The organism is Streptomyces azureus (assembly GCF_001270025.1).
Taxonomy (GTDB): domain Bacteria; phylum Actinomycetota; class Actinomycetes; order Streptomycetales; family Streptomycetaceae; genus Streptomyces; species Streptomyces azureus.
In genome coordinates, this window is record NZ_DF968327.1 from 1 (window position 1) to 21,265 (window position 21,265).

Annotated in this window: 18 protein-coding genes and 3 pseudogenes; 10 read left to right on the top strand and 11 right to left on the bottom strand. The window is 69.7% G+C overall.

Features of this window, described 5'->3' with window-relative positions; all coding sequences use genetic code 11:
• Positions 1–413: 413 nt before the first annotated feature.
• The 5 genes from AOQ53_RS24300 to AOQ53_RS24320 all read right to left on the bottom strand — a co-directional run bounded on the left by AOQ53_RS24300 (position 414) and on the right by AOQ53_RS24320 (position 8,560).
• Positions 414–1,904, bottom strand: a complete 1,491-nt coding sequence (locus AOQ53_RS24300) for an aldehyde dehydrogenase (protein ID WP_059420425.1) — start codon at positions 1,902–1,904, stop codon at positions 414–416.
• 159 nt (positions 1,905–2,063) lie between these two features.
• Complete coding sequence (locus AOQ53_RS24305) at positions 2,064–3,584, bottom strand: GMC family oxidoreductase (protein ID WP_059420426.1); 1,521 nt, start codon at positions 3,582–3,584, stop codon at positions 2,064–2,066.
• Between the two features lie 146 nt (positions 3,585–3,730).
• The gene (locus AOQ53_RS24310; protein WP_059420427.1) at positions 3,731–6,643 is read right to left on the bottom strand and encodes a helix-turn-helix transcriptional regulator; all 2,913 of its coding nucleotides are present in this window, start codon (positions 6,641–6,643) and stop codon (positions 3,731–3,733) included.
• 291 nt (positions 6,644–6,934) lie between these two features.
• Positions 6,935–7,654 (bottom strand): IS6 family transposase, encoded by a 720-nt coding sequence (locus tag AOQ53_RS24315; protein WP_059420428.1) that lies wholly within the window; start codon positions 7,652–7,654, stop codon positions 6,935–6,937.
• A gap of 90 nt (positions 7,655–7,744) precedes the next feature.
• Entirely contained in the window at positions 7,745–8,560 is an 816-nt protein-coding gene (locus AOQ53_RS24320) for an NAD(P)H-binding protein (RefSeq protein ID WP_059420429.1), read from the bottom strand.
• A gap of 87 nt (positions 8,561–8,647) precedes the next feature.
• On the opposite strand from AOQ53_RS24320, the gene AOQ53_RS24325 reads away from it, so the two are divergent.
• The 4 genes and pseudogenes from AOQ53_RS24325 to AOQ53_RS44830 all read left to right on the top strand — a co-directional run bounded on the left by AOQ53_RS24325 (position 8,648) and on the right by AOQ53_RS44830 (position 10,277).
• Positions 8,648–9,070, top strand: a complete 423-nt coding sequence (locus AOQ53_RS24325) for a winged helix-turn-helix transcriptional regulator (protein ID WP_059420431.1) — start codon at positions 8,648–8,650, stop codon at positions 9,068–9,070.
• A 253-nt stretch (positions 9,071–9,323) separates the two neighbouring features.
• Entirely contained in the window at positions 9,324–9,617 is a 294-nt protein-coding gene (locus AOQ53_RS24330; RefSeq protein ID WP_174523337.1) for an SMI1/KNR4 family protein, read from the top strand.
• 83 nt (positions 9,618–9,700) lie between these two features.
• Positions 9,701–9,874 (top strand): annotated as a pseudogene (locus AOQ53_RS24335) (ATP-binding protein); the annotation flags it as partial.
• Positions 9,875–10,112: 238 nt separating this feature from the next.
• Positions 10,113–10,277, top strand: a complete 165-nt coding sequence (locus tag AOQ53_RS44830) for a hypothetical protein (protein WP_167745758.1) — start codon at positions 10,113–10,115, stop codon at positions 10,275–10,277.
• 68 nt (positions 10,278–10,345) lie between these two features.
• Here the strand turns inward: AOQ53_RS44830 and AOQ53_RS24345 are convergent, their stop codons facing one another.
• From AOQ53_RS24345 to AOQ53_RS24355, 3 genes and pseudogenes are all read right to left on the bottom strand, one after another.
• A complete protein-coding gene (locus AOQ53_RS24345) occupies positions 10,346–10,717 on the bottom strand; it encodes a hypothetical protein (RefSeq protein ID WP_059420434.1) in 372 nt (123 codons plus the stop codon).
• A gap of 485 nt (positions 10,718–11,202) precedes the next feature.
• Positions 11,203–12,176: pseudogene (gene trxB / locus AOQ53_RS24350) on the bottom strand (thioredoxin-disulfide reductase).
• The gene (locus AOQ53_RS24355; RefSeq protein WP_059420436.1) at positions 12,173–12,595 is read right to left on the bottom strand and encodes an arsenate reductase ArsC; all 423 of its coding nucleotides are present in this window, start codon (positions 12,593–12,595) and stop codon (positions 12,173–12,175) included. Before AOQ53_RS24355 ends, trxB begins: the two are co-directional and overlap by 4 nt.
• 95 nt (positions 12,596–12,690) lie before the next feature.
• Here AOQ53_RS24355 and AOQ53_RS24360 point away from each other — a divergent pair, with 95 nt between their 5' ends.
• From AOQ53_RS24360 to AOQ53_RS24375, 4 genes and pseudogenes are all read left to right on the top strand, one after another.
• Positions 12,691–12,999: an ArsR/SmtB family transcription factor gene (locus AOQ53_RS24360; protein WP_059420437.1), complete on the top strand. Its 309-nt coding sequence runs from the start codon at positions 12,691–12,693 to the stop codon at positions 12,997–12,999.
• Positions 12,996–14,114, top strand: coding sequence for an ACR3 family arsenite efflux transporter (gene arsB / locus AOQ53_RS24365; protein WP_059420439.1), 1,119 nt, complete (start codon positions 12,996–12,998; stop codon positions 14,112–14,114). The genes AOQ53_RS24360 and arsB overlap by 4 nt, the downstream gene beginning before the upstream one ends.
• Positions 14,111–14,904: pseudogene (locus AOQ53_RS24370) on the top strand (NAD(P)-binding protein). The gene arsB and the pseudogene AOQ53_RS24370 overlap by 4 nt, the downstream one beginning before the upstream one ends.
• Before the next feature lie 122 nt (positions 14,905–15,026).
• Positions 15,027–16,196 carry a hypothetical protein gene (locus AOQ53_RS24375; protein ID WP_236711790.1) on the top strand — a complete coding sequence of 390 codons (1,170 nt, stop codon included), beginning with the start codon at positions 15,027–15,029 and terminating at the stop codon, positions 16,194–16,196.
• A 17-nt stretch (positions 16,197–16,213) separates the two neighbouring features.
• Here AOQ53_RS24375 and AOQ53_RS24380 read toward each other — a convergent pair whose 3' ends face one another.
• The 3 genes from AOQ53_RS24380 to AOQ53_RS24390 form a co-directional block, all read right to left on the bottom strand.
• Positions 16,214–16,750 (bottom strand): hypothetical protein, encoded by a 537-nt coding sequence (locus AOQ53_RS24380; RefSeq protein ID WP_059420440.1) that lies wholly within the window; start codon positions 16,748–16,750, stop codon positions 16,214–16,216.
• Positions 16,751–16,966: 216 nt separating this feature from the next.
• Positions 16,967–17,335 (bottom strand): ArsR/SmtB family transcription factor, encoded by a 369-nt coding sequence (locus AOQ53_RS24385; RefSeq protein ID WP_059420442.1) that lies wholly within the window; start codon positions 17,333–17,335, stop codon positions 16,967–16,969.
• Positions 17,336–17,417: 82 nt separating this feature from the next.
• A complete protein-coding gene (locus AOQ53_RS24390) occupies positions 17,418–18,491 on the bottom strand; it encodes a flavin-containing monooxygenase (protein WP_059420443.1) in 1,074 nt (357 codons plus the stop codon).
• A gap of 107 nt (positions 18,492–18,598) precedes the next feature.
• Between AOQ53_RS24390 and AOQ53_RS24395 the strand changes: the two genes are divergently transcribed.
• Together AOQ53_RS24395 and AOQ53_RS24400 are read left to right on the top strand one after the other, a co-directional pair.
• Positions 18,599–19,999, top strand: coding sequence for an NAD(P)-binding domain-containing protein (locus AOQ53_RS24395; protein WP_059420444.1), 1,401 nt, complete (start codon positions 18,599–18,601; stop codon positions 19,997–19,999).
• Positions 19,996–21,264, top strand: a complete 1,269-nt coding sequence (locus AOQ53_RS24400) for an MFS transporter (RefSeq protein WP_059420445.1) — start codon at positions 19,996–19,998, stop codon at positions 21,262–21,264. Before AOQ53_RS24395 ends, AOQ53_RS24400 begins: the two co-directional genes overlap by 4 nt.
• Position 21,265: the final 1 nt, after the last annotated feature.

The window sequence follows — 21,265 nt, forward strand, 5'->3', positions numbered from 1 at the left end:
TCCCGGCCTGATCCACCCGAAAAACCATCTCACCCGACCAGCCAACGTGACAGCGCCCGAGCCGTCGTTGTTGTCCGGCTCAGTCTCCCGCTGCACGACAGCATCCATGGGCCTAGTCATCGGGCGTGACGCCGCACTGCGGCCACAGAGCGACCTCACGCCGGACACGACGTACGGGCCGTCCGCCCATGAACCCAGGTGAACGCCCCTGCACACCGCCCACCGTCCCATCACCACAGTTGGAAAGCGTGTTGGGGGCAACCCCTCACGAGTTCGAATCTCGTATCCTCCGCCAGTGCCTCACCGGGCATGTCGAAGGGCCCCGTCGTTCGCGGTGGGGCCCTTCGACGTTGTTCGTTTCCGTCTTGGTCGGCTTCTCGGTCCGCTCCTGCTGCGCCCTCCGGGGGCTTTGCTCAGCCTGGCTGTCCGTGGGCTGTTCCGTTGGGGAGGTTGATCGTCTTGTACTCGGTGAAGGAGCTGAGCCCCTCGGGCCCGAACTCTCGGCCGATGCCGGATTCCTTGTAGCCGCCGAAGGGCGCGCCGAACTCGATTCGGTAACCGTTGATCGTCAGGCCTCCGGTGCGGACTCGGCGGGCGATCCGCAGGGCGCGGTCCTGATCATTGCTCCACACGCTTCCCGACAGCCCGTACTTGGAGTCGTTGGCTATGCGAACGGCGTCGTTGTCGTCGTCGAATGGGATCACGACGAGTACCGGACCGAAGATTTCGTCCTGGGCGATGCGCATGCGGCTCTCGACGTCGGCGAAGATCGTCGGCTCGACGTACCAGCCCTTCGCCAGGCGCGAGGGGCGGCCGCCGCCCACCGTGATCACCGCACCTTCCTGCCGCCCACTCGCGATGTAGTCCTCGACCCGGCGTCGCTGGCGCTCTGCCACCAGTGGGCCGACCTCGGTGGCGGGATCGTGTGGATCACCGACCGTCAGCGCGGCCGCGGCCTGGGAGACTGCGTCGACGACCTGGCGGTAGCGGCTTCGAGGCGCGAGGATCCGGGTCTGCGCCAGGCAGTGCTGGCCGGACATCATGATCGCGTAGGGCATGAGGGCCGGCACGACGCTGTCGAGGTCGGCGTCCTCCAGGATGATGGCGGGCGACTTCCCGCCGCACTCCAGGGTGACCCGCTTGAACTGCTCACCGCAGAGGGCGGCGACCCGTCGCCCGACCGCTGAGCTGCCGGTGAAACTGATCTTGTCGACCTGCGGATGGCGCACCAGCGCCTCGCTGTTCGCCCGGTCGGCGGGGACGATGTTCAGCACGCCCGGAGGCAGGAGCGCTTCCATCGCGGCCTCGGCGAGCACGTACGCGTCGAGCGGCGTCTCGGGCGCCGGCTTGAGCACTACGGTGCAACCGGCGATGAGTGCGGGGGCGAGGTTCACCATCGTGAGGATGAGCGGGGCGTTCCACGGGACGATCTGCCCGACGACGCCGACCGGCTCCCGGAGGATGCGGGACGTGCCGGTGAGACCTGCTCGGTCCTGCTCGAAGGGGAAGGTCGCGGCGAGCCCCCGGAAGTAGTCAAGGAGCATGACGGGAACCGGTGCCTGGAGCTGATGGGAGAAGCTGATCGGCGAGCCCATCTCCTCCGTGATCAGTCCTGCGATCTGCGGGACGCGCGACCGGAGGTGGTCGGCGAAGGGCTCCAGGGCGTCCGCTCGCTCCTGAGGCGACATGCGCGGCCACGGTCCGTTATCGAAGGCAGCACGGGCCGCGCGGACAGCCCTCGCAACGTCGGCGGGCGTCGCGGAGGGAGCCGAACCGATCTGCTCCTCGGTGGCCGGAGAGATGACCTCGAGCAGGTCGTCGGACTCCGGCTCGACCATGTCACCGCCGATGAAGAGTCGATCCTGGATGAGGGCCGAGGCTTGGATGGTCGCGTGCGAAGACATCGCCGACCTCCTTGTCGTCAGCGGGTCAAGGGCGCCGTGGTCCTGGCCCGCCATTGGGTTGTCAGTCCCATGGTGGGAAGCCGTGAGTTGACTTCGCATCACTGAGCCAACGCTGAGATTTTTCACGCGCGACCATGATGTTCCCGCCACATGTCAGGCTCACCAGCCGCCGTCGGCGATGAGTGCGGCGGCCCGCTCGCCGATCATGACCGTGGTCGCGTTGGTGTTCGCCGAGACGATCGAGGGCATCACTGACGCGTCGGCGACGCGCAGTCCGTCGATGCCGCGCACCCGCAGCTGCGGATCGACGACCTTGCCGATCGCGCAGGTCCCGACGAGGTGGAAATAGGTGCCTGTGCAGCGCGCCACGTAGTCGCGCATGGCGGCCCCACGGACGACGTCGGGCCCGGGCAGCACCTGCCGGCCGCGCCACTCGGCCAGGGCGGACGCCGCGCCGATCTCGCGCGCCCGCTGGAATCCGATCAGCAGGCGGCGCACGTCCTCCTGCTCGCCGAGGTAGTCGGGGTCGATCAGCGGCGCCTGTGTGGGATCGGGGTCGGCCAGTCTCAGCGTGCCGCGCGAGAGCGGCGTCATGACGGCGAAGCCGATGGTGTAGCCGTTCGGAGGGCCCTGGAGGTCCGGTGGGTGGAAGGGCACGTCGATGAAGACGAACTGGAGGTCGGGCTCGTCCACGTCCGGCCTCGTGCGCTGGAGCGCGGTGACTTCGCCGTGCTGGTTGGCGCCGGGCTCGACCGGCCGGCGTGCCTCGTAGGTGATGCCGGCGAGCGGATGATCGTGGAGGTTCGCGCCGACGTCCGGGAGGTCTTCGACGACATCGATGCCGAGCTCGCGCAGGTGCCGCTCGGGACCGAGCCCGGAGAGCATGAGCAGCTTCGGCGAGCCGACCGCGCCGGCGCACAGCACGACCTCCTCCATGGCCCGGGCGCGATGGGCTCGGCCGTCGACGGCGTACTCGACGCCGACGCAGCGATCGCCGTCGAGCAGCAGGCGCAGCGCGAGCGCCGTGGTCTCGACGGTGAGGCCAGGGCGGCGGGAGATCGGCTCGAGGTAGGCGGTGGCCGCGCTCTGGCGCGCGCCGTCGACGATGTTGAGCTCATGCCAGCAGACCCCCTCGGGCTGCTTGCCGTTGCTGTCCTCGGTCGCGGGGATTCCCACCTCGAGTGCGGCATCGAAGAGTGCCTGGGAGAGCGGATGGGGATTGTGCGCCGGTGCGAGGCGCAGCGGTCCGCCGAGGCCGCGATAGGCCGGGTCGCGTCCCTCGGTGTGCTCCGATCGCTTGAAGTACGGCAGCACGCTGTCGTAATCCCAACCGGTCGCGCCCTCGCGCGCCCAGCGGTCGAAGTTGGCCCGGTGCCCACGGATGTGGGCCATGGCGTTGATCGCGCTCGAGCCGCCGAGCACCTTGCCGAGGGGCATGACGTGTTCGCGCTGGGCCGTACCGGCCTGGGGCACCGTCGCGTAGCACCAATCGACCTCGGTCCTCATCAGCGCCGGCCACGCCTGCGGGACCGTGAGCAGGTCGAGGGTCGGAGGACCTCCTGCCTCCAGGAGCAGCACACGCGCACCGTCGCGTTCGGAGAGTCGGGCTGCGAGCACGCAACCGGCCGTTCCGCCCCCGACGATCACATAGTCGTGGTGGCTCACCTGCTGTATCACCATGTCGTTTCGCCTCCCGCGGTCGTGGGGCCTCACTGCGGCGACTCCCGGGTCTTTCTGCTCTCTGACACGACCTTGGCGGTCTGCCGGCGCCTTGGCGTCGATGGATCGACGCTGACCTTTGCCGCCCGGAACCCTGACGATTTCCCCTACGGAGACGCGGGCTCATGCGATCCGTGGAGATGCTCTGCGAGCTGCTTGCGCGAGGTGATGTCGAGCTTTTGGAAGACGTGGCGCAGGTGGGTCTCCACGGTGTGCAGGCTGATGACGAGCGCTTCCGCGATCTGCCGGTTGGTGAGGCCCTGGGCGGCGAGGCCGGCGACGCCGCGCTCCGCGCCGGTGAGTGCGTCGACACCGGTGAGCGCCAGCCGACGGGGCCGCGCGCCTCCGGCTCGTAGCTCCTCACTCGCCCGCTGTGCCAGCGCGGTCGCCCCACAGGACCAGGCGCCGTCCATTCCCCGCTCAAGCGCGGTCCGCGCCTCGGAGCGTCGGCCCCGGCGGCGCAACGAAGCGCCCAGGTCGACAAGGGAGCGTGCCCGCTCAAGGCGCGCCGTCGAGCCCTCGAGCACAGCCACCGATTCCCGCAGCAGGTCCACCCTCTCGTCCAGGCCGCCCGTCAGCGCGGCCGCTCGCAGTACCACCCCGAGCGTTCCCGGCGCCCCGAACACCCGGGCAAGCGCGAGCTCTTCACGAGCCAGCCGACGCGCCGCATCGGCGTCCGTGCCTGCAAGCGCGAGTGCCGCCTGCGACCGCCAGGGCACGAGTGCGGGTGTCAGAACCGCGCCCTCCATCCGGGCGCCCAGGGCCAGCAGCTCATTGATCGTCTCCGCCGTCCGCCCCTGTGCCGCCCGCAGCCGGGCGCGCGCGCCGATCAGGAAGGAAAAGAGCAGCAGAGGACTGTCAGCGTCGGCCAACCCGGTCTCGGTCAGCAGCCGCTCGGCGTCCCCGATCTCCTCGCGTTCGATCATGGTGTCGACCAGCACGGCGACCGCCATGGGAGCATGCAGGGAGTGAGCCGACGGCCGACTGCCGGACGGCCCCGTCCTCAGATGGAGGTGCGCCGCCTCCAACGCGGCGCGAGCGTCAGCCTCGGCTTCGGCCAGCATGCCCACCCGGTGAAAGAGCGTCGAACGGAGGACAGCCGCGTTCAGGAACTGCGCGGCCGACCCGTGCCGGCGTGCGTCCTCCACCTCGTCGTCGAGCAGCCGCCGGGCGAGCGAGTGGCTCTCGGCCAGGATAAGCGCCACGAAGAGCTGGGCCTTTATCGGTCCGCGTGCGAACTCGGGCGCCTGGTACCAGCCGCGGACCGCCTCCTCGGCCAGGCGGAGAACCCGAGCGGCCGGTTCGTTATCGAAGAGTGCCTCGACTGCCGCCAGGCTGGAGACGTGGGGAGGGACGGGTTCGCCGGCGAAAGCGGGCCCGACGACCTGCCGGACGCGGTCGCGTAGCCCGCGCGGTGTCGAGAGGTCCACTTGCAGGGCCCCGGCCACGGCTGCTTCCAGGAGCAGCGCGCCCTCGGAGTCCCGCGCGGTGGCCTCGGCGATGAGGCCGTCCAGAGCGGGTGCGACCTCGTGCGCGCGGCCCGACCACACCAGTGCCGTACGCAGGCGGTACGCAATCTCGATCTTCGCCGCCATGTCGTCGGTGCACTCCAGCGCACGCCGCAGGTTTTCTGCGGCCGCTTCGAACTGGCCTGCGTTCTGCTCGGCGGTACCGAGTTCGCGCAACAGCTCGGGCCTGGACGTGTCGTGTGCCGACTCCGCGAGCGCCCGCTTGAGGTAGCGCACCGCGAGGTCGGGCGCGCCCTTTTGAGTGGCCGAGCGGGCGGCGTCGAGCAGGATGTCGACGACCTCCCCGTCGCCGGCCGGGGCGGCTGCCAGCAGGTGCGACGCCACGTGCTCGACCGCGCCGCCCGCCTGCCACAGAAGCCGGGCGGCGTCCCGGTGTCCTCGCGCCCGTCGACGCGGGGGGAGCCCCGCATAGATCGCCCAGCGCACGAGTGGGTGCGCGAATCCCAGGCCATCGGCGACGCGCAGGATGCTCATCGAGACAAGTCCGTCGACAGCCTCGTCGCAGCTGGGTAGGTCGAGCCCTGCCAGGCGGGCAGTCAGCACTACGTCGGCTCCGTCGCCCAACACCGCCACGGCCGCGGCCAGCGCCGTAGCCGACGGCGGCAGGCCCGCCAGACGCAGGTTGATCCACCGCGACACTGTCTCGAGACCCATCTCGCCGACCTGCTCGACTGCTGCCGACGTCGGCTGGGCACCCCGGGCACGCAGGGCGCCGATCAGCTGCGTGACCAGAAATGGGTTGCCCCCCGTCATCGTCCAGCAATCATGGACGAACCCCGGCTCGAGGGGCGCTGCCGCGAATGCGTCCTGCAACAGGGTCCGTACTGCGTCGAGCGTGAACGGACTCAGTCGGACGACGTCGACCTCGGGGCCCGCCACCAGCTCCGTGAGCAGCAGGCCGTGGGCGCCGGGGTCCTCCGGGCGCACTGCCACGGTCAGCAGCGCCGGCAGCCCGTGCACGCGCCGAGCCAGATAGCCCAGGAAACGCAGAGACGGCACATCGGCCCAGTGCGCGTCGTCGACCACCATCATCAGCGGCACGCGCGCCGCCAGCTTCGCGGTCAGCCCGTAGAGCCCGTGCAGCGTGGCGAAGCTGCGATCGCCGCCGCCGACCGGTTCACCGAGACGATCGGCGCGGCCGCCGCCGAGCAGCCATGCTGAGGGGGCGGCAGCGCCTTCGAGCAACAGCTCACGCTCGCCGTTCTCCGCGCCGGTCAACACCGGCTCGAACAACTGCCTGGCGACGCCGAAGGCGAACTCGGTCTCCATCTGCCCGCCGCGAGCGCTGACCACGGCCACGCCGCTTTCCGCCGCAAGCTCCATCGCGGCTCGTAGCAGCCGGGTCTTGCCGATCCCCGCCGTGCCCTCCAGCGCCACGACCGCGCCTCTGCCGGCCTTCGCGCCTGCGATCGCCGCGCCGAGACACCGCAGCTCGCCCTCACGCTCGAGCAGCCGTTGCTCGGCGCCGGTCCGATCCAGTCCGTCAGGCACCAGAGACCACCGGGCGAAGGCCCGCTTCCGTAGCGCACGCGCATGCGCGGCCGGACGGCTCCACGATGGCGATGGCTCTCTCTCGGTCTCCGGACAGCTGCTGCAGCCGCCCACCGTCCACTTCTCACCGTACGAAACCATGTGCTGGACGGCCACGGCTGATACGGCGCTGAGCAGGCAGCCGAATCCAGACTCTGGTCGCAGTCCTGGCGAGGGCGTTGTCACGTTGTTGGGTACGTGCCGGTCTGACGGCGCGGCGGGGCATGGTGGGCCTGGGGTCCGGGCGTGTGCTCAGGCCGTGGTGGGCTGGTCGGCAGTGCCGGTGATCTGGTCCCAGATCACGAAGCGGATGGTCATTTCGGCGCGGTGGTCGGAGGCTGTCCTGAGGTGGCGGCGGGGCCGGAAGTGAGGTGAGATGCCGCTGAACGCGGACAGGAACCGCCGGGCGCCACCGGTACTGCGGAAGCCCTTCATCGCGCGTTCGCGCTGCCGGGTGGGCTGGTGGCTGTTCTCGGCCCGGTTGTTCAGGCCCTTGTGGGAGCGGTGCTCGACCGAGGGCATGACCTCACGGTGAGCGGCGCCGTATGAGCGCAGCTTGTCGGTGACGACCACCCGGGGCACCATGTGGGCCTTCTTCATCAGTTTGCGGAAAAACCGCCTGGCCGTGGCGGTGTCCCGCCGGTTCTGCACGAGGACGTCCAGGACGTTGCCGTCGGCGTCCACGGCCCGCCACAGGTACCGCTGCTCGCCGTTGACCTTGATGAAGACCTCGTCCAGGTGCCACTTGTCCCCGGGACGGGGCCGGCGGCGGCGCAGTCCGTTGGCGTAGGCCTGGCCGAACTTGGCGCACCAGCGGCAGACGGACTCGTAGGAGACGACGACACCGCGTTGGAGCATCAGCTCCTCGACCTCGCGGAACGACACCGGGAAGCGGTGGTACCGCCACACGCAGCGGGAGATGATCTCGACTGGGTATCGGTGCCCCTTGTACGACGGCGGCGCGCTGTCCACGGACGACCCTTGCCAGCGTGATCAACCCGAAGATCATCCCACCCGGACAGCCAACGTGACAGTGTCGCGCATTGCGGTGAACCATCCGTGTCAGCTGGCGTCGGGGCGCATCGCGGCCGCGGTGTCCGTGGCGACGGTGAGCGGGTCGGTGAGCGGTCGGCCGAGTAGTTGGGCGAGGTCGGGGCCGGTGGTCCTGAGGAACCCGTGGCGGACGCTGGTCGCGATCGAGGCGAGCATCGGCGGCTGGAACGGCAGTAGCGTGTCGTCAGCGAGGAGTTGTGCCCGGTACTCCCTGAGCCCAATGGTCCGGTGGGCGACTCCGAGGGATTCGGCGATGTCGACGGCGGTGATCGGTTCGCCGACCAGGTCATAGGTCTTGCCGGCGTGCGCGGTCGGATTGCTGGCCACGACGGCTGCGGCCGCGGCCAGGTCCGCCCGCGCCACAGCGGCGAGCGCTCCGTCGCCGAACGCCGATTCCACGCCGTCAGCGGTCCATGCCAGGAGCGCCCCGAAGAGTTCGGCGTAGAGCCCGTTGCGCAGGACCGTCCACCCAATTCCACTGCCCTTGATCAGCTGCTCGGTGGCCCGGTGGGCGAGGGCGAAGCCAAGGTGGTCACCGTCGCCAGCCAGGCTGGTGTACACCACGTGGCTCACGCCATTGCGCACCGCAGCGTCTAGAGCTGCCTGGTGCCGGGGGATGACCTGGTCGTCCTCGGCGTACCCCGCCGAGACGAGGACCAGCGTAGAAACGCCGGTGAGGTCGAGGCTCGTGGGGTCGTCGAAGTCGAGTCGCCGCTGCCCTTCTGCGGGCGATCGAGTGCCGCCCAGGGCGGGCACGTGGCGCTCAGCCAACTCCTGGAGCGTGAGAGAGGCGAGCTGTCCGTTCGCGCCGGTCACCATGATCATTGTGGTTCTGTCTCCTACCGTGGTTCTCTTCAGTAACTACGGTGAGATCTTCAACCGGCCCAGATGGACCCACAAGGAGGCAGTTTCGTGTCAGTGACGCACACCGAGGTAACCGCTGAACCCGCTCAACTCGAACCCTGCGGACAGCAGGACCACCCCGACTGCGGGATCCGCGACGTCCTCGACCGGATCGGTGACAAGTGGTCGGTCCTCGTCATCGTCGAGCTCGCCAACGGCCCGCGGCGCTTCCGGCAACTTCAGCGCGCCATCGATGGGATCTCCCAGCGCATGCTGACCCTTACGGTGCGCCGGCTGGAGCGAGACAGCCTGGTCCTTCGGACCGTGTATCCGACCGTGCCGGCCCAGGTCGACTACCGGCTCACCGAGACAGGCGCGAGCCTGACACACCTCGTCAAGGCACTCGCCGACTGGTCAATCGAACACCGGGCTCACATCGCCCGCGCCCGTGAGACCTACGACAGCGAGCACCCCGACAACGAGATCCGCTGATCAGCGAAACGTCATCAACCTCCTGACCCGCAACACCCTACGTGGGATGGCAGGGTTGTTTACGGCGAACTGGACGGACTCGGACGGCCGACGGGAATGCACGCCACGCTGGGAGAGGACATGATCCGGAATCACCGAGCCGGGAAATACCGCATTCATACCGAACCAGAAAAGGGGTGGCTGGCGAGAGCAGTCAAATGAAGCCAACTGCCTGCCGCCCGGACTCATTGATCCCTAGGAACAGGACCCAGCCATGACCAACGCCCTCCCGCGTCTGCTTGAGATCGCGCCAGCGCCGAGCGAGCCCCGCCAGAAAGATTGGGACGAGGTCGAGCGCAGCCTTGAGGTTGCACTTCCCTCCGACTACAAGGAGCTCATCCACGTCTATGGAGGAAGCAACTGGGACGACGACCTGTACGTCCTGGAGCCCGGCTGCCCCAACGAGAACTACGACCTCATCGAATGGGCAGAGCACCAGGCCGAAGACCTGGAAGAACGCCTTGGCTGCCGCGCGTTTGAGGGTCTGCGACGGTGTAGAAGGCGTTGACGCTGAACCACGCCGCCGGCGGCGTCCACAGCAGCAGCTCGGTCTCCTGCCACACCGCGGCCGCCAGCTCCCACATGCCACCGGCCATCGCCTCCAACGAGTCGTTTTCGGGCTGGACGAAGACCTTCACCGACCCGCGGCTTTGCGTGGCCATCGTCGACCGGCTGACCTTCAACGGCGCGATCATCCAGACCGGCACGGAGTCCTACCGGCTCGCCCACACAAAGGCACAGGCCGAACGCGCCGCCGCCAGCTGAACCCCTGCCCCGGTGAGAGACGGCGGCTCCGGAGGAGTCGGTGCCATGACGTCCGGAGCCGCCCATCACCGGCCCGTTCAACCGGAGAGGTGCAGCCCCTGCCGTGATCGCCGGGAAGCTGGACGGGGCCGCAGACACCACGTGCCGCGTTGTGTCAGACAACGAACGCGCGCGGCATCCCGCGGACACGCACACGTCAACATCGGGGCCTGTTCTTCAGCCCCGCGGCCTAACCCCGGTGGGCGGATGGAAGGCCCTGCTGCTCGCCGCTGCGATCGTGCTGGAAGTGCCCTTCGATCAATTCCTCAATGCGGTCTACGCCAAAGCGAAGCGGATCGACGGACCGGCATTGGCCGGGCAAGCGGGCGAGGACGACTTCCTCGATGGCCCACTCGTGAGATGAACGGCACGATGCCGGCCCGCCCTGCTGGGCCGGACCGGGCATCGGGAGTTACAGGAGGGGGCCCTGGGTCACGCCTCTGCGACTTGGAGCAGCCAGCTGACCGGGATGTCGTCCTCAGTGTCGGTAAGGGTCTTCTTGACGCGGCCGATGGCGATCTTCTGCGTACCCGTCGGAAGCTTCGCGCCGGTGTGGACCCGGCCGCCTGCATGCGTGACGGTCAAGTCCACGGCGGCGCTCCAGTTGGTGCCGTCGTGCCAGTTCACCTTGATCTTTGCGTCCCTCCAGGCAGAGCCGAAGCTGAGCCACATGTCACCCGACCAGCCGGCCTGGTTGGCCGACGGGACGGCCAGGACGATGCCGTACTTGTAGTGGATGAGCTCGCCGCGCTCATCGAACGCGAAGCCGTGGGGAATCTCGCCGGTCTGGAAGTCCGCCGCCATCAGTGCTCGCTGTCTGTCACTGCTCCGGTGCCGCAGGAAGCGACACCGCACCGCAGCCCGCAGACCACGGCACAAACCACGCTAGGCGCGCATCCAAGACCCTCCTCAACTTCCCGGGCCAAACCACCAGTTGAGGGGTAGTGCAAGCATGCCCAGCTCCTCCGCTCCGCTCTTGCGCCCTGCCGACCGCCCCCGGACCGCCCGCAGCGGACTGGCGCGGTATCAACGAGACGATCGGTTGATGGACACCACCCCGGGTCCCCAGCAGGAACAAGCCGCTGTGACCACGCAGCTTTGTTGGCAAAAGCGGCGCAGGTTGTCGCTGGCCTGATGGATGTGTCGCTGCGTAGTTGGCAAAGGTGCAGCAGGTTAGTTGGCAAGCTTTGGTCACCGAATGTGATCGGCTCGCTTACCGATGACGGCTGGTGCGAGAACGACGACGGGGCCGCCCGGAGGTTCCGGTCGGCCCCGCTTGCGAATGCTGTTCAGGCAGGGACGGCAGCGGTCGCCGGTTCGGTCTGTGCCGGGCCGCGGGCGGCGAGGTGGCGCTCGGCGTCCAGGGCCGCGGCGGCGCCGGTGCCGACGGCGGTGATGGCTTGGCGGTAGGTGTGGTCGACGACGTCGCCGGCCGCGAACACGCCGGGCAGGTTGGTGCGCGTGGAGGGGAATCCACCTGGATGTAGCCCTCGCCGTCCAGCTCCACCTGGCCGGTGAACAGCTCGGTGCGCGGGTCGTGGCCGATCGCGATGAACAGGCCCGTCACGTCCAGGTCGCGGGTGGCGCCGGTGAAGACGTCGCGCAGGACGACGCCGCCGAGGATGCCGCCTGTGTCCTTGATTTCGGCGATCTCGCTGTCGAAGGCGAAGGAGATTTTGTCGTCGGCGAAGGCTCGGTCCTGCATGACCTTGGAGGCGCGCAGGGTGGAGCGGCGGTGGACGACGGTGACCGACTTGGCGAAGCGGGTGAGGAAGGTGGCTTCCTCCATGGCGGTGTCGCCGCCGCCGACCACGACGATGTCGCGGTCGCGGAAGAAGAACCCGTCGCAGGTCGCGCACCACGAGACGCCGCGGCCGGACAGCTCGTCCTCGTTCGGGAGGCCGAGCTTGCGGTAGCCGGAGCCGGTCGCGATGATCACCGTCTTCGCGCGGTGGACGGTGCCCACAGAGTCGGTCAGAAGCTTGATGTCGCCGGTCAGGTCGACGGAGACGATGTCGTCGTCGATCACCTCGGCGCCGAACTTCTCGGCCTGGGCCCGCATGTTCTCCATGAGGACCGGGCCGTCGACACCCTCGGGGAAGCCGGGAAAGTTCTCCACCTCGGTCGTGGTCGTCAGTGAGCCGCCGACGAAGATGGAGCTTCCGAACAGCAGGGGCCTGAGTTGGGCGCGGGCGGTGTAGAGGGCGGCGGTGTACCCGGCGGGGCCGGAGCCGATGATGACGACCTCGCGTATCTCGCTCACGCCGTCGTCTCCGGCTTCGCGGGGGCGATCTCGGCGATCAGGCCCTCGACCAGGGTCTTGATCTCGTCGCGGATCGGGCGCACGGCCTCGACGCCCTGGCCGGCCGGGTCCTCGAGCTCCCAGTCCAGGTAGCGCTTGCCGGGGAAGACGGGGCAGGTGTCGCCGCAGCCCATGGTGATGCAGACGTCCGACTCGCGGACCGCGTCGATGGTGAGGATCTTCGGCGTCTCCATGGAGATGTCGATGCCCACTTCGGCCATGGCCTCGACGGCGGCCGGGTTGACCTGGTCGCCGGGGTTGGAGCCGGCGGAGCGGACCTCGACGCGGTCGCCGGCCAGGTGGGTCAGCCACGCGGCGGCCATCTGGGAGCGGCCGGCGTTGTGGACGCAGACGAACAGGACGGACGGCTTGTCGGCCATGGTGATCGTTCTCTCTCGTCGCATGGCGGAACCCAGCCGCCAATGACTTCAGCCCCCGCTGGTATCAGCGGGCGATGATGTGAGAGTATCAGTGCATGCTGACTTCAGTCGATCCTGACGTGATCCGGGTGCTGGGCGATCCGCTCCGCCTCCAGATCGTGACCCTGCTGGCGCGCGAGACGCTCTGCATGACGCACCTGGTTGAGGAGACCGGAGCCAAGCAGACCAACCTGTCCAACCACATGAAGGTGCTGCGCGAGGCCGGGCTGGTGGAGACCGAGCCGTGCGGCCGGTTCACCTACTACAAGCTCAAGCCCGACGTACTGGCCGGGCTCTCCGAACAGTTCGCCGCGCTGGCCGACTCCGCCCGTACCGCTTCCGAGAACAAGAGGGCCTGCCCGTGACCTCCACCGAGCCCACCACCGCCTCCACCGAAGGCGCCGGCCCGGCCGGGGACGACTCGATCGTCAAGAAGCTCTCCACCCTCGACCGCTACCTCGCGGTGTGGATCCTCATCGCCATGGCCGTCGGCCTCGGGCTCGGGCGGGTGATCCCGGGACTGAACGACGCGCTGGCGAAGGTGGAGATCGGCGGGATCTCCCTGCCGATCGCGCTCGGCCTGCTGATCATGATGTATCCGGTCCTGGCCAAGGTCCGCTACGACAAGCTGGACGCTGTCACCGGTGACCGCAAGCTGATGATCTCCTCTCTGGTCATCAACTGGATTCTCGGACCGGCGGTGATGTTCGCGCTGGCGTGGATCTTCCTGCCGGACCTGCCCGAGTACCGCACCGGTCTGATCATCGTGGGACTTGCCCGCTGCATCGCCATGGTCATCATCTGGAACGACCTGGCCTGCGGCGACCGCGAGGCCGCCGCCGTCCTCGTCGCACTGAACTCCGTCTTCCAGGTCATCGCGTTCGGCCTGCTGGGCTGGTTCTACCTCGACCTGCTGCCCGGCTGGCTGGGCCTCGGTGACGGCGAGCACCTGGACATCTCGATGTGGGAGATCGCCCTGAACGTGGTCATCTTCCTCGGCGTCCCGCTGCTCGCCGGCTTCCTCACCCGCCGCATCGGTGAGCAGAAGATGGGCCGCACCGACTACGAGGCGAAGTTCCTGCCGAAGATCGGCCCGTGGGCGCTGTACGGCCTGCTGTTCACGATCGTCATCCTCTTCGCCCTGCAGGGGAAGACGATCACCTCGCAGCCGCTGGACGTCGCCCGGATCGCGCTGCCGCTGTTGGTCTACTTCGCGGTCATGTTCTTCGGCACCTTCCTCCTCGGCAAGGGCCTGGGTCTGGCCTACGACCGCACCGCGACGCTGGCGTTCACCGCGGCGGGCAACAACTTCGAGCTGGCCATCGCGGTCGCCATCGCGACTTTCGGCGTCACCTCCGGCCAGGCGCTGTCCGGCGTCGTCGGCCCGCTCATTGAAGTCCCGGTGCTGATCGGCCTGGTCTACGTCGCGCTCGCCTGGCGAAGGAAGTTCGCCGCCGGCGCGGTGACGACGGCCCCGTGACGCAGCACACGGATGTGGTGGTGGTCGGCAGCGGCCAGGCTGGGCTCGCCGCCGGCTACCACCTGCGCCGCCAGAGCCTCGACTTCACCATCCTGGACGCCGAGGCGGCGCCGGGCGGGTCCTGGCAGCACATGTGGGACTCGCTGCGCCTGTTCTCCCCGGCGGAACACTCCTCGCTGCCCGGCCGGCTTATGCCCGCCCAGGCAGGCGAGACCTACCCGGACGCCGGGCACGTGGTGGACTACCTCACCGACTACGAGAAGTCGCCGCCGACCTCACCCTGGACGGCCGCGTCGATGTCACGTGGGTGACCAAGCGCCCGCCCCGTTATCTCCCCGACGACATCGACGGCCGCGCCCTGTTCGACGTCGCCACCGCCCGCCGCCGTTCCCTCGATGCCGGCCGCAGCGACACCGGCGGAGTGGCCTCGCTCGGCGACATCGTCGCCGTGCCGCCCGTCCGCGCCGCCCGCGACGCAGAACGCCTGCAGGCGAGGCCGATGTTCTCCCAGCTCACCGCCGGCGGCGTTCGGTGGGCCGACGGCAGCGGGGCCGGCGCGGACGCGATTATCTGGTGCACCGGCTTCCGCCCGGCCCTGTCCCACCTCGCCCCGCTGGACCTGCGCGGCCCGCGCGGCCGCATCCCCACCGACGGCACCCGCGCCCTGGGCGAGCCACGGCTGCACCTGCTCGGCTACGGCGACTGGACCGGCCCGGCCTCGGCCACCCTTATCGGCGTCGGCCGCACCGCCCGGGACGCCGTCCGCGAAGTCACCGGCCTGCTCACGTAGGCGCGCCGGAGCGCCCGTCTCGCTGTCACCGCCGTTCACCGGTTGCGCGCAGCTCCCCCTTGTCAGTGACACCAGCGACAATCCCTTACGACAGCGCTGTGGGGCAGGGGGGATGCGCAAGCATGCAGACAGATGACTTCTTCCGCGGCAGGCCCGATGAGCGCGCGGACTGGCCCGACCACAGGCCGGGTGAATGGGTGTGCCAGCTGTGGGAGCTGGATGTCGAGCTGATGGAGTCTCTGCGGTTCGGTCCCCTGCCCGCCCACCCGGACCTGGACGTAGCCGTGGCCCTGATCCGGTTGCTGCACGAGGACTTCGTCGCCCGGGGCACACGCCACGACGAACGCATGAATGACGAGGAAGTCGTCCTCGCAGTCAAAGCGCACCGGGCGGTTCTCGAACGCTTGGGCCTTGAGCCGCCGCAGCTGCCGTTCCGTCATCACAGCGGCTTCTACGACTACTGGCGCAAGAACGACATGTCCGGGGGCGGCGGCTGGCAGGCACGCCGCGAGTGCATCGAAGAGCTGCTCGGGCCGACCCGGCAGGCCCTGGAGGACTTGCAGGAGATCGAGTACGAGCAACGCTTCAAGAACGGCCCCCGCGGCGCTTTCAAGAACCTCATCTTCGCGGCCGTCGGCCTGAAGCCGAAGATCGTGCTGCGGGACGCGGTGAACAACGACGTGGAGATCCTTCAGAACGCCGAGAACTGCCTCGTGTACAGCGCCCCGCTGCCGGCACAGGGCCTGACCTGGCGGCAGATGGTCACCTGGTGGCAGACGAACCACATGCCAGCCGCCGAGGAGCCGGAGGCCGCCGATGCCCTGTACCGGCGGCTGTACCGCTCCCTGGACTCCCTGCCGGAACAGACGGTCCTACGCACGTACTGCGCCCGCTACGCCGAACCCGACGGGTTCGACCTGCCCGCCCTCATCCCGCAGGTCTACCTGCACTACGACCCCTACACCCGCAAGAGCGGCGGACAGAGCGGTGCCCTGCACCGCCAGCGCATGGACTTCCTGCTGCTGGCCCCCGACCGCTCCCGCATCGTGATCGAGGTCGACGGCGCCCACCACTACGGCACCACAAACCCCGCCGGCGCGGACGGCCGCACCACCTACACCGCCTCGCCCAGGCTGTACTCGGAGATGGTCGCCGAGGACCGCCGCCTGCGGCTGGCCGGCTATGAGATCTACCGCTTCGGCGGCTGGGAACTCACCCGGCCCGACAGCCCGCAGCTCATCGCCGACTTCTTCACCGAGCTCCTCACCCGCCACAGGAAGCCGACGCCGTAGCGACGGCACGCACCGCTTCAGTAGCCGGCCGTGTCCATGGCCTCCAGATACTCGATCTGCCAGTCCTCGTACTCACCGAGATGAGCCGAGTAACCGCCCCACAGCAGGTGCGCGAGCTTGTGCAACTCGTTCACCTGCTCGTAGAAGTTGACGTTCTGCTGCACGGACCGGGCGGGAGCCCGGCCGACGCCGTGGCCGACCACTGCGTACCGGTAGGTCTCCCCTGTCGCATCTTCGCTGTCCAGCCAGTTCAGCTGAGTCCAGGACTCCGGATCGATGCGCTGTTCCACCTTGGGAAGGTCCAGCAGGGCCAGGTACCGGTTGAGACAGTCCGCCAGTCTCCTGATGTTGTGCGTGCGCAGACGCTTGTCCAACTGGCCGGGGCTGAGGTCTTCTTCTCCTGCGTAGCCCTCGCGCAGCGCGCACTGGGCCGCCTTGCGGATCAGCCACTTCAGCGACAGCTCGATGCTGTGCCGGTAGTTGTAGAGGATCGGCAGCGGCAGCAGATCGTCCGGGGCCTGGGCGATCCAGTGGCGGGCGGCGGTCTCGGCCACTCGCAAATAGCCGCCCGCAAGGGCGAGATCGTCCTCGCCGCACCTCCCCAGACGGCGATCTCGGCATTCACCCATCGGGGCCGGGGCAGGCTCAGCCGGTCTTCTGCTTCCTCCATCCCGTCAGGATGGCAACCGCCCGCCTCGTCCACTACCGCTTTTGGCAACTGCCCGCCGACGCAACGTCCCTGGGCGTCGCCGACGGGAGTCCGGGTGTGGTCATGCCGCAGCCGAGGCACCTACCAGCAGTTGGCCCATGGCGGCGAGCACGGACGGCTCGACGCGGTAGTACACCCAGGTGCCGCGCCGCTCGGAGGTGAGCAGCCCGGCCTCCTTCAGCTTCTTCAGGTGATGGGACACGGTGGGCTGAGAGACGCCGACGTCGGAGATGTCGCACACGCATGCCTCTGCGCCCTCGTGCGAGGCCACGGCGGAGAACAGCCGCAGTCGCACCGGGTCGCCGAGCGCCTTGAACATCTTCGCGGTCCGCTCCGCCTCCTCGGCGGTGAACGGCCGCTCGGTCAGCGGCGGGCAGCACGGCGCCACGGTCTCCGGCTCCAGAAGCGGCAGCACCTTCGTATTCGACATGCATCGATGTTGACACATGTCGAATCAGTGGGCGAGGGGCGGAGCCGCGTGCGATCACGGGCCGCCCCTCGCCGGTCAGCGGTTACAGGCCGGCGGCGGTCGGGGCCTTGCGGATGTGTGCGGCCAGTGGGTCGATCACGTACTCGGCGTCCCGGCCGACGCCGCGCAGGGTGTTGGAGGCGAAGGACCGCTGGAACTCCAGGCCGAGGTAGACCAGCCCGGGATGGGTGACGGAGATGCCACCCGCGTGCAGTGGCGTCCCCTGTTCGTCGAGTGCGCCGAGCTTGGCCAGGTAGTTGAGGTGGGGTCGGTATCCGGTGGCGAGCAGTACCACGTCGGCCTTGTCCCGGCTCCCGTCGTCCCATATGACCTCGTCGCCGTCCAGAGCGGTGAATATTGGCCGCCGCTGGAGCCTCCCCGACTCCAGGGCGTCCTGGTACTCGCCGGTGTCGAGCACGAGGGTGCCGCCGACGTAGTGGATCAGCCAGTGTGGCGGCAGGTGGTCGAAGCCGGTGGCTGTCAGCCAGTGGTGCAGGTCTTTGCCGTCGCGGATCTGCGGCAGGAAGCGGACCGGGGCGCGGGTGGCCAGGGTCGCCGTGGCCACCTTGGCCAGTTCATAGCCGACCTGGACGGCGGAGTTGCCGCCGCCCACCACCACGACCCGCTTGCCCGCATACGGCTCGGGGCTGCGGTAATCGGCGACATGCAGCACCTCGCCGGCGAAGCCCTGCTGGCCGGGCAGGTCGGGCAGCAGCGGGTTGCCGAAGGCGCCGCTCGCGGCGACGATCCCGGCCGCGCCCAGGCGGCGGCCGTCGGCGGTGTGCAGGAGGAAGCCGGCGTCATCGCTCTCCACGCTCTCGACACGGGTGTGGGTGCGAATCTCCGCGTCCAGCCGGTCCGCGTAGCGGGTGAGGTAGTCCACGACCTCGTCGCGGTGCGGATAGCGGTCCTCGTCCCCGCTGAACTTCAGGCCCGGCAGGGCGCTGAACCTCGCGGGCGAGAAGAGCGTGAGGCTGTCGTAGTAGCCAGGCCACGACCCGGCCGCCCGCCCGGACGCCTCCAGCACCACCGGCACCAGTCCCCGCTCGCGCAGAGCGTGTGCGGCAGCGAGCCCGGACTGCCCGCCCCCGATGACCGCGACATCGACGTACTCCATGAACCAGACCCCTCAATTCGACGAATGTCTATGTTGACGCTTATCGAAGCAGGTGGCATGCTGGCGGCGCAAGCCATCGACGGACGTCGAAGCAAAAAGGAGTCGCCGTGAACGCGCCCACCACCACCGAGCTGCCTGTCGTGGTCGTCGGGGCCGGCCCGATCGGCCTGGCCGCCGCCGCCCACCTCGCCGAGCGCGGCATCACGCCGCTGGTCCTGGAGGCCGGAGCGTCCGCGGGCGCCGCGGTGCGCGAGTGGTCCCACGTGCGGCTGTTCTCCACCTGGGGCGAGGTGACCGACCCGGCTGCCGAGAAGCTGCTGGCGCCCACCGGCTGGATGCGGCCCGACGCGAGCACCTACCCCTCCGGCGGTGACTGGGCCGAGCAGTACCTTCAGCCGCTCGCCGATGCCCTGGGCGAGCTCGTCCGCTTCGGCGCCACCGTCACCGGCGTCTCCCGCACCGGCCGCGACCGCGTCGTCGACGCCGACCGCGAGGCCCAGCCCTTTGTCGTGCACTTCACCGCCGACGGCCGCGAGGAGCGCGTCTTCGCCCGCGCGGTCATCGACGCCTCCGGCACCTGGGCCACCCCGAGCCCGGCCGGCGGCAGCGGCCTGCCCGCTCTCGGCGAACGGGCGGCAAGCGACCGCATCACCTACCGCGTCCCCGACCTCAAGGACCCCGCCGTCCGCGCCCGCTACGCGGGCAAGCGCACCGCCGTGATCGGCTCCGGCGCCTCCGCCTTCACCGCCCTCGCCTACCTGGCCGACCTCGCCAAGTCCGGCAACGGCGCGGGCACGAAGGGGGTGTGGATCCTGCGCCGGGGCATCTCCGGCTCCACCTTCGGCGGCGGCGAAGCCGACCAGCTCCCCGCGCGCGGCGCCCTGGGCCTGGCGGCGAAGGCCGCCGTCGACGAGGGCCACGCCGACGCGGTCACCGGCTTCCGTACCGAGGCGATCGAGCGCGACGCCGACGGCCGCCTGGTCCTGGTCGGCGAGGACGGACGCCGCCTGGACGCGGTCGACGAGGTGATCGTCCTGACCGGCTTCCGCCCCGACCTGTCCTTCCTCTCCGAGGTCCGCTTGAACCTGGACGAGCGCCTTCAGGCGCCGGTCGAGCTGGCTCCGCTGATCGACCCCAACCAGCACTCCTGCGGAACCGTCTACCCCCACGGCCACCGCGAGCTCTCCCACCCGGAGCGGGGCGTGTACCTGGTCGGGATGAAGTCCTACGGCCGCGCCCCGACCTTCCTGGCGATGACCGGCTACGAGCAGGTCCGCTCCGTCGCCGCGGCGATCGCCGGCGACCTCGAGTCCGCCGACCGCGTGGAACTCACCCTGCCCGAGACCGGAGTCTGCGGCGGCGCCGGCTTGTTCGACGCTCCCGACGCTCAGGAGGCCGACGGCGGTGGCTGCTGCGCGCCCGCGCCGCAGCTCGTCCAGCTCGGCGTTCCCACCGCAGTCGGGGCGGCTGCCGAGCAGGCCCCGGCGGGCGGCTGCTGCGGCTCGTGACAGACCTGAACACCCCCGCACGCGGGGCCGCGACCGGAACAGGGGACCGGTCGCGGCCCTGCGCCGCCCTGCCAGCACTCTGCGCCACGCAGATCGTGAGCTGGGGCATCGTCTACTACGCCTTCCCCGTCCTCAACCCCCAGATCACCGCAGCGACGGGCTGGCCAGCCGGGGCGACCACCGCGGCGTTCTCGCTCGCTCTCGTCGTCTCCGCCCTCGCCGGGATCCGCGTCGGCCGCATCCTCGACCGACGCGGCCCCCGCGCCGTCATGACCGCCGGCTCTGTGCTCGGCGCCGTCAGCCTGCTGATCGTGGCCGCGGCCCCCAACCTTCTGGTGTTCTTCGCCGGTTGGGCGCTGGCCGGACTCGCGATGGCGGCCACCTTCTACCAGCCCGCGTTCGCCGCCCTCACCCGCTGGTGGGCACCCGGCCACGTGCGCGCCCTGACCATCGTCACCCTCGCAGGCGGGCTCGCCTCCACCGTCTTCGCACCCCTGACCGCGGCCCTCGCCGACCACCTGTCCTGGCGCCACACCTACCTCGTGCTCGCCGCCATCCTGGCCACCGTCACCATCCCCGCCCACGCCCTGGCCCTGCGCGCACCCTGGCCCGACGCCCCAACCGGCCCGGCCCACGCCGCCGCGGGCGCTGCCGAGGTCGGGCGTAGCCGGCCGTTCCTGCTGCTCGCCGCCGCCTTCACCCTGTCCAGCTTCACGATGTATGCCGTCGTCGTCGCCCTCGTCCCGCTCCTGCTGGAACGCGGGTACACCACCAGCGAGGCCGCCTGGGCCCTCGGCATCGGCGGCGCCGGACAGACCCTCGGCCGCACCCTGTACGCCGCCCTCGCCCGCCGCACCACCGCCACAGCCCGCACCACGATCCTGATCGCACTCGGCGCACTGACCACCGCCGCCTTCGCCGCCACCCCAGGCCCGTACGCCCTGCTCATCGCCGTGTCGGTCATGGCCGGCATGGTCCGCGGCAACCTCACTCTCCTCCAGGCCACCGCCATCACCGACCGATGGGGCACCACCCACTACGGCCGCCTCTCCGGCCTCCTTGCCGCACCCGCCCACACGGCGGCAGCACTCGCGCCGTTCGCCGGCGCCGCCCTGGCCGTGCCCCTCGGCGGCTACGGACCGCTGTTCTTCCTCCTTGCCACCGTCTCCGTGGCCGCCGCGCTCATCGCACCGTGGACAGCCACCGACGCCGTACGCCGCCGGCCCGGACGACGGCCGCAGTCGTTGACCACAACTGATCATTGAC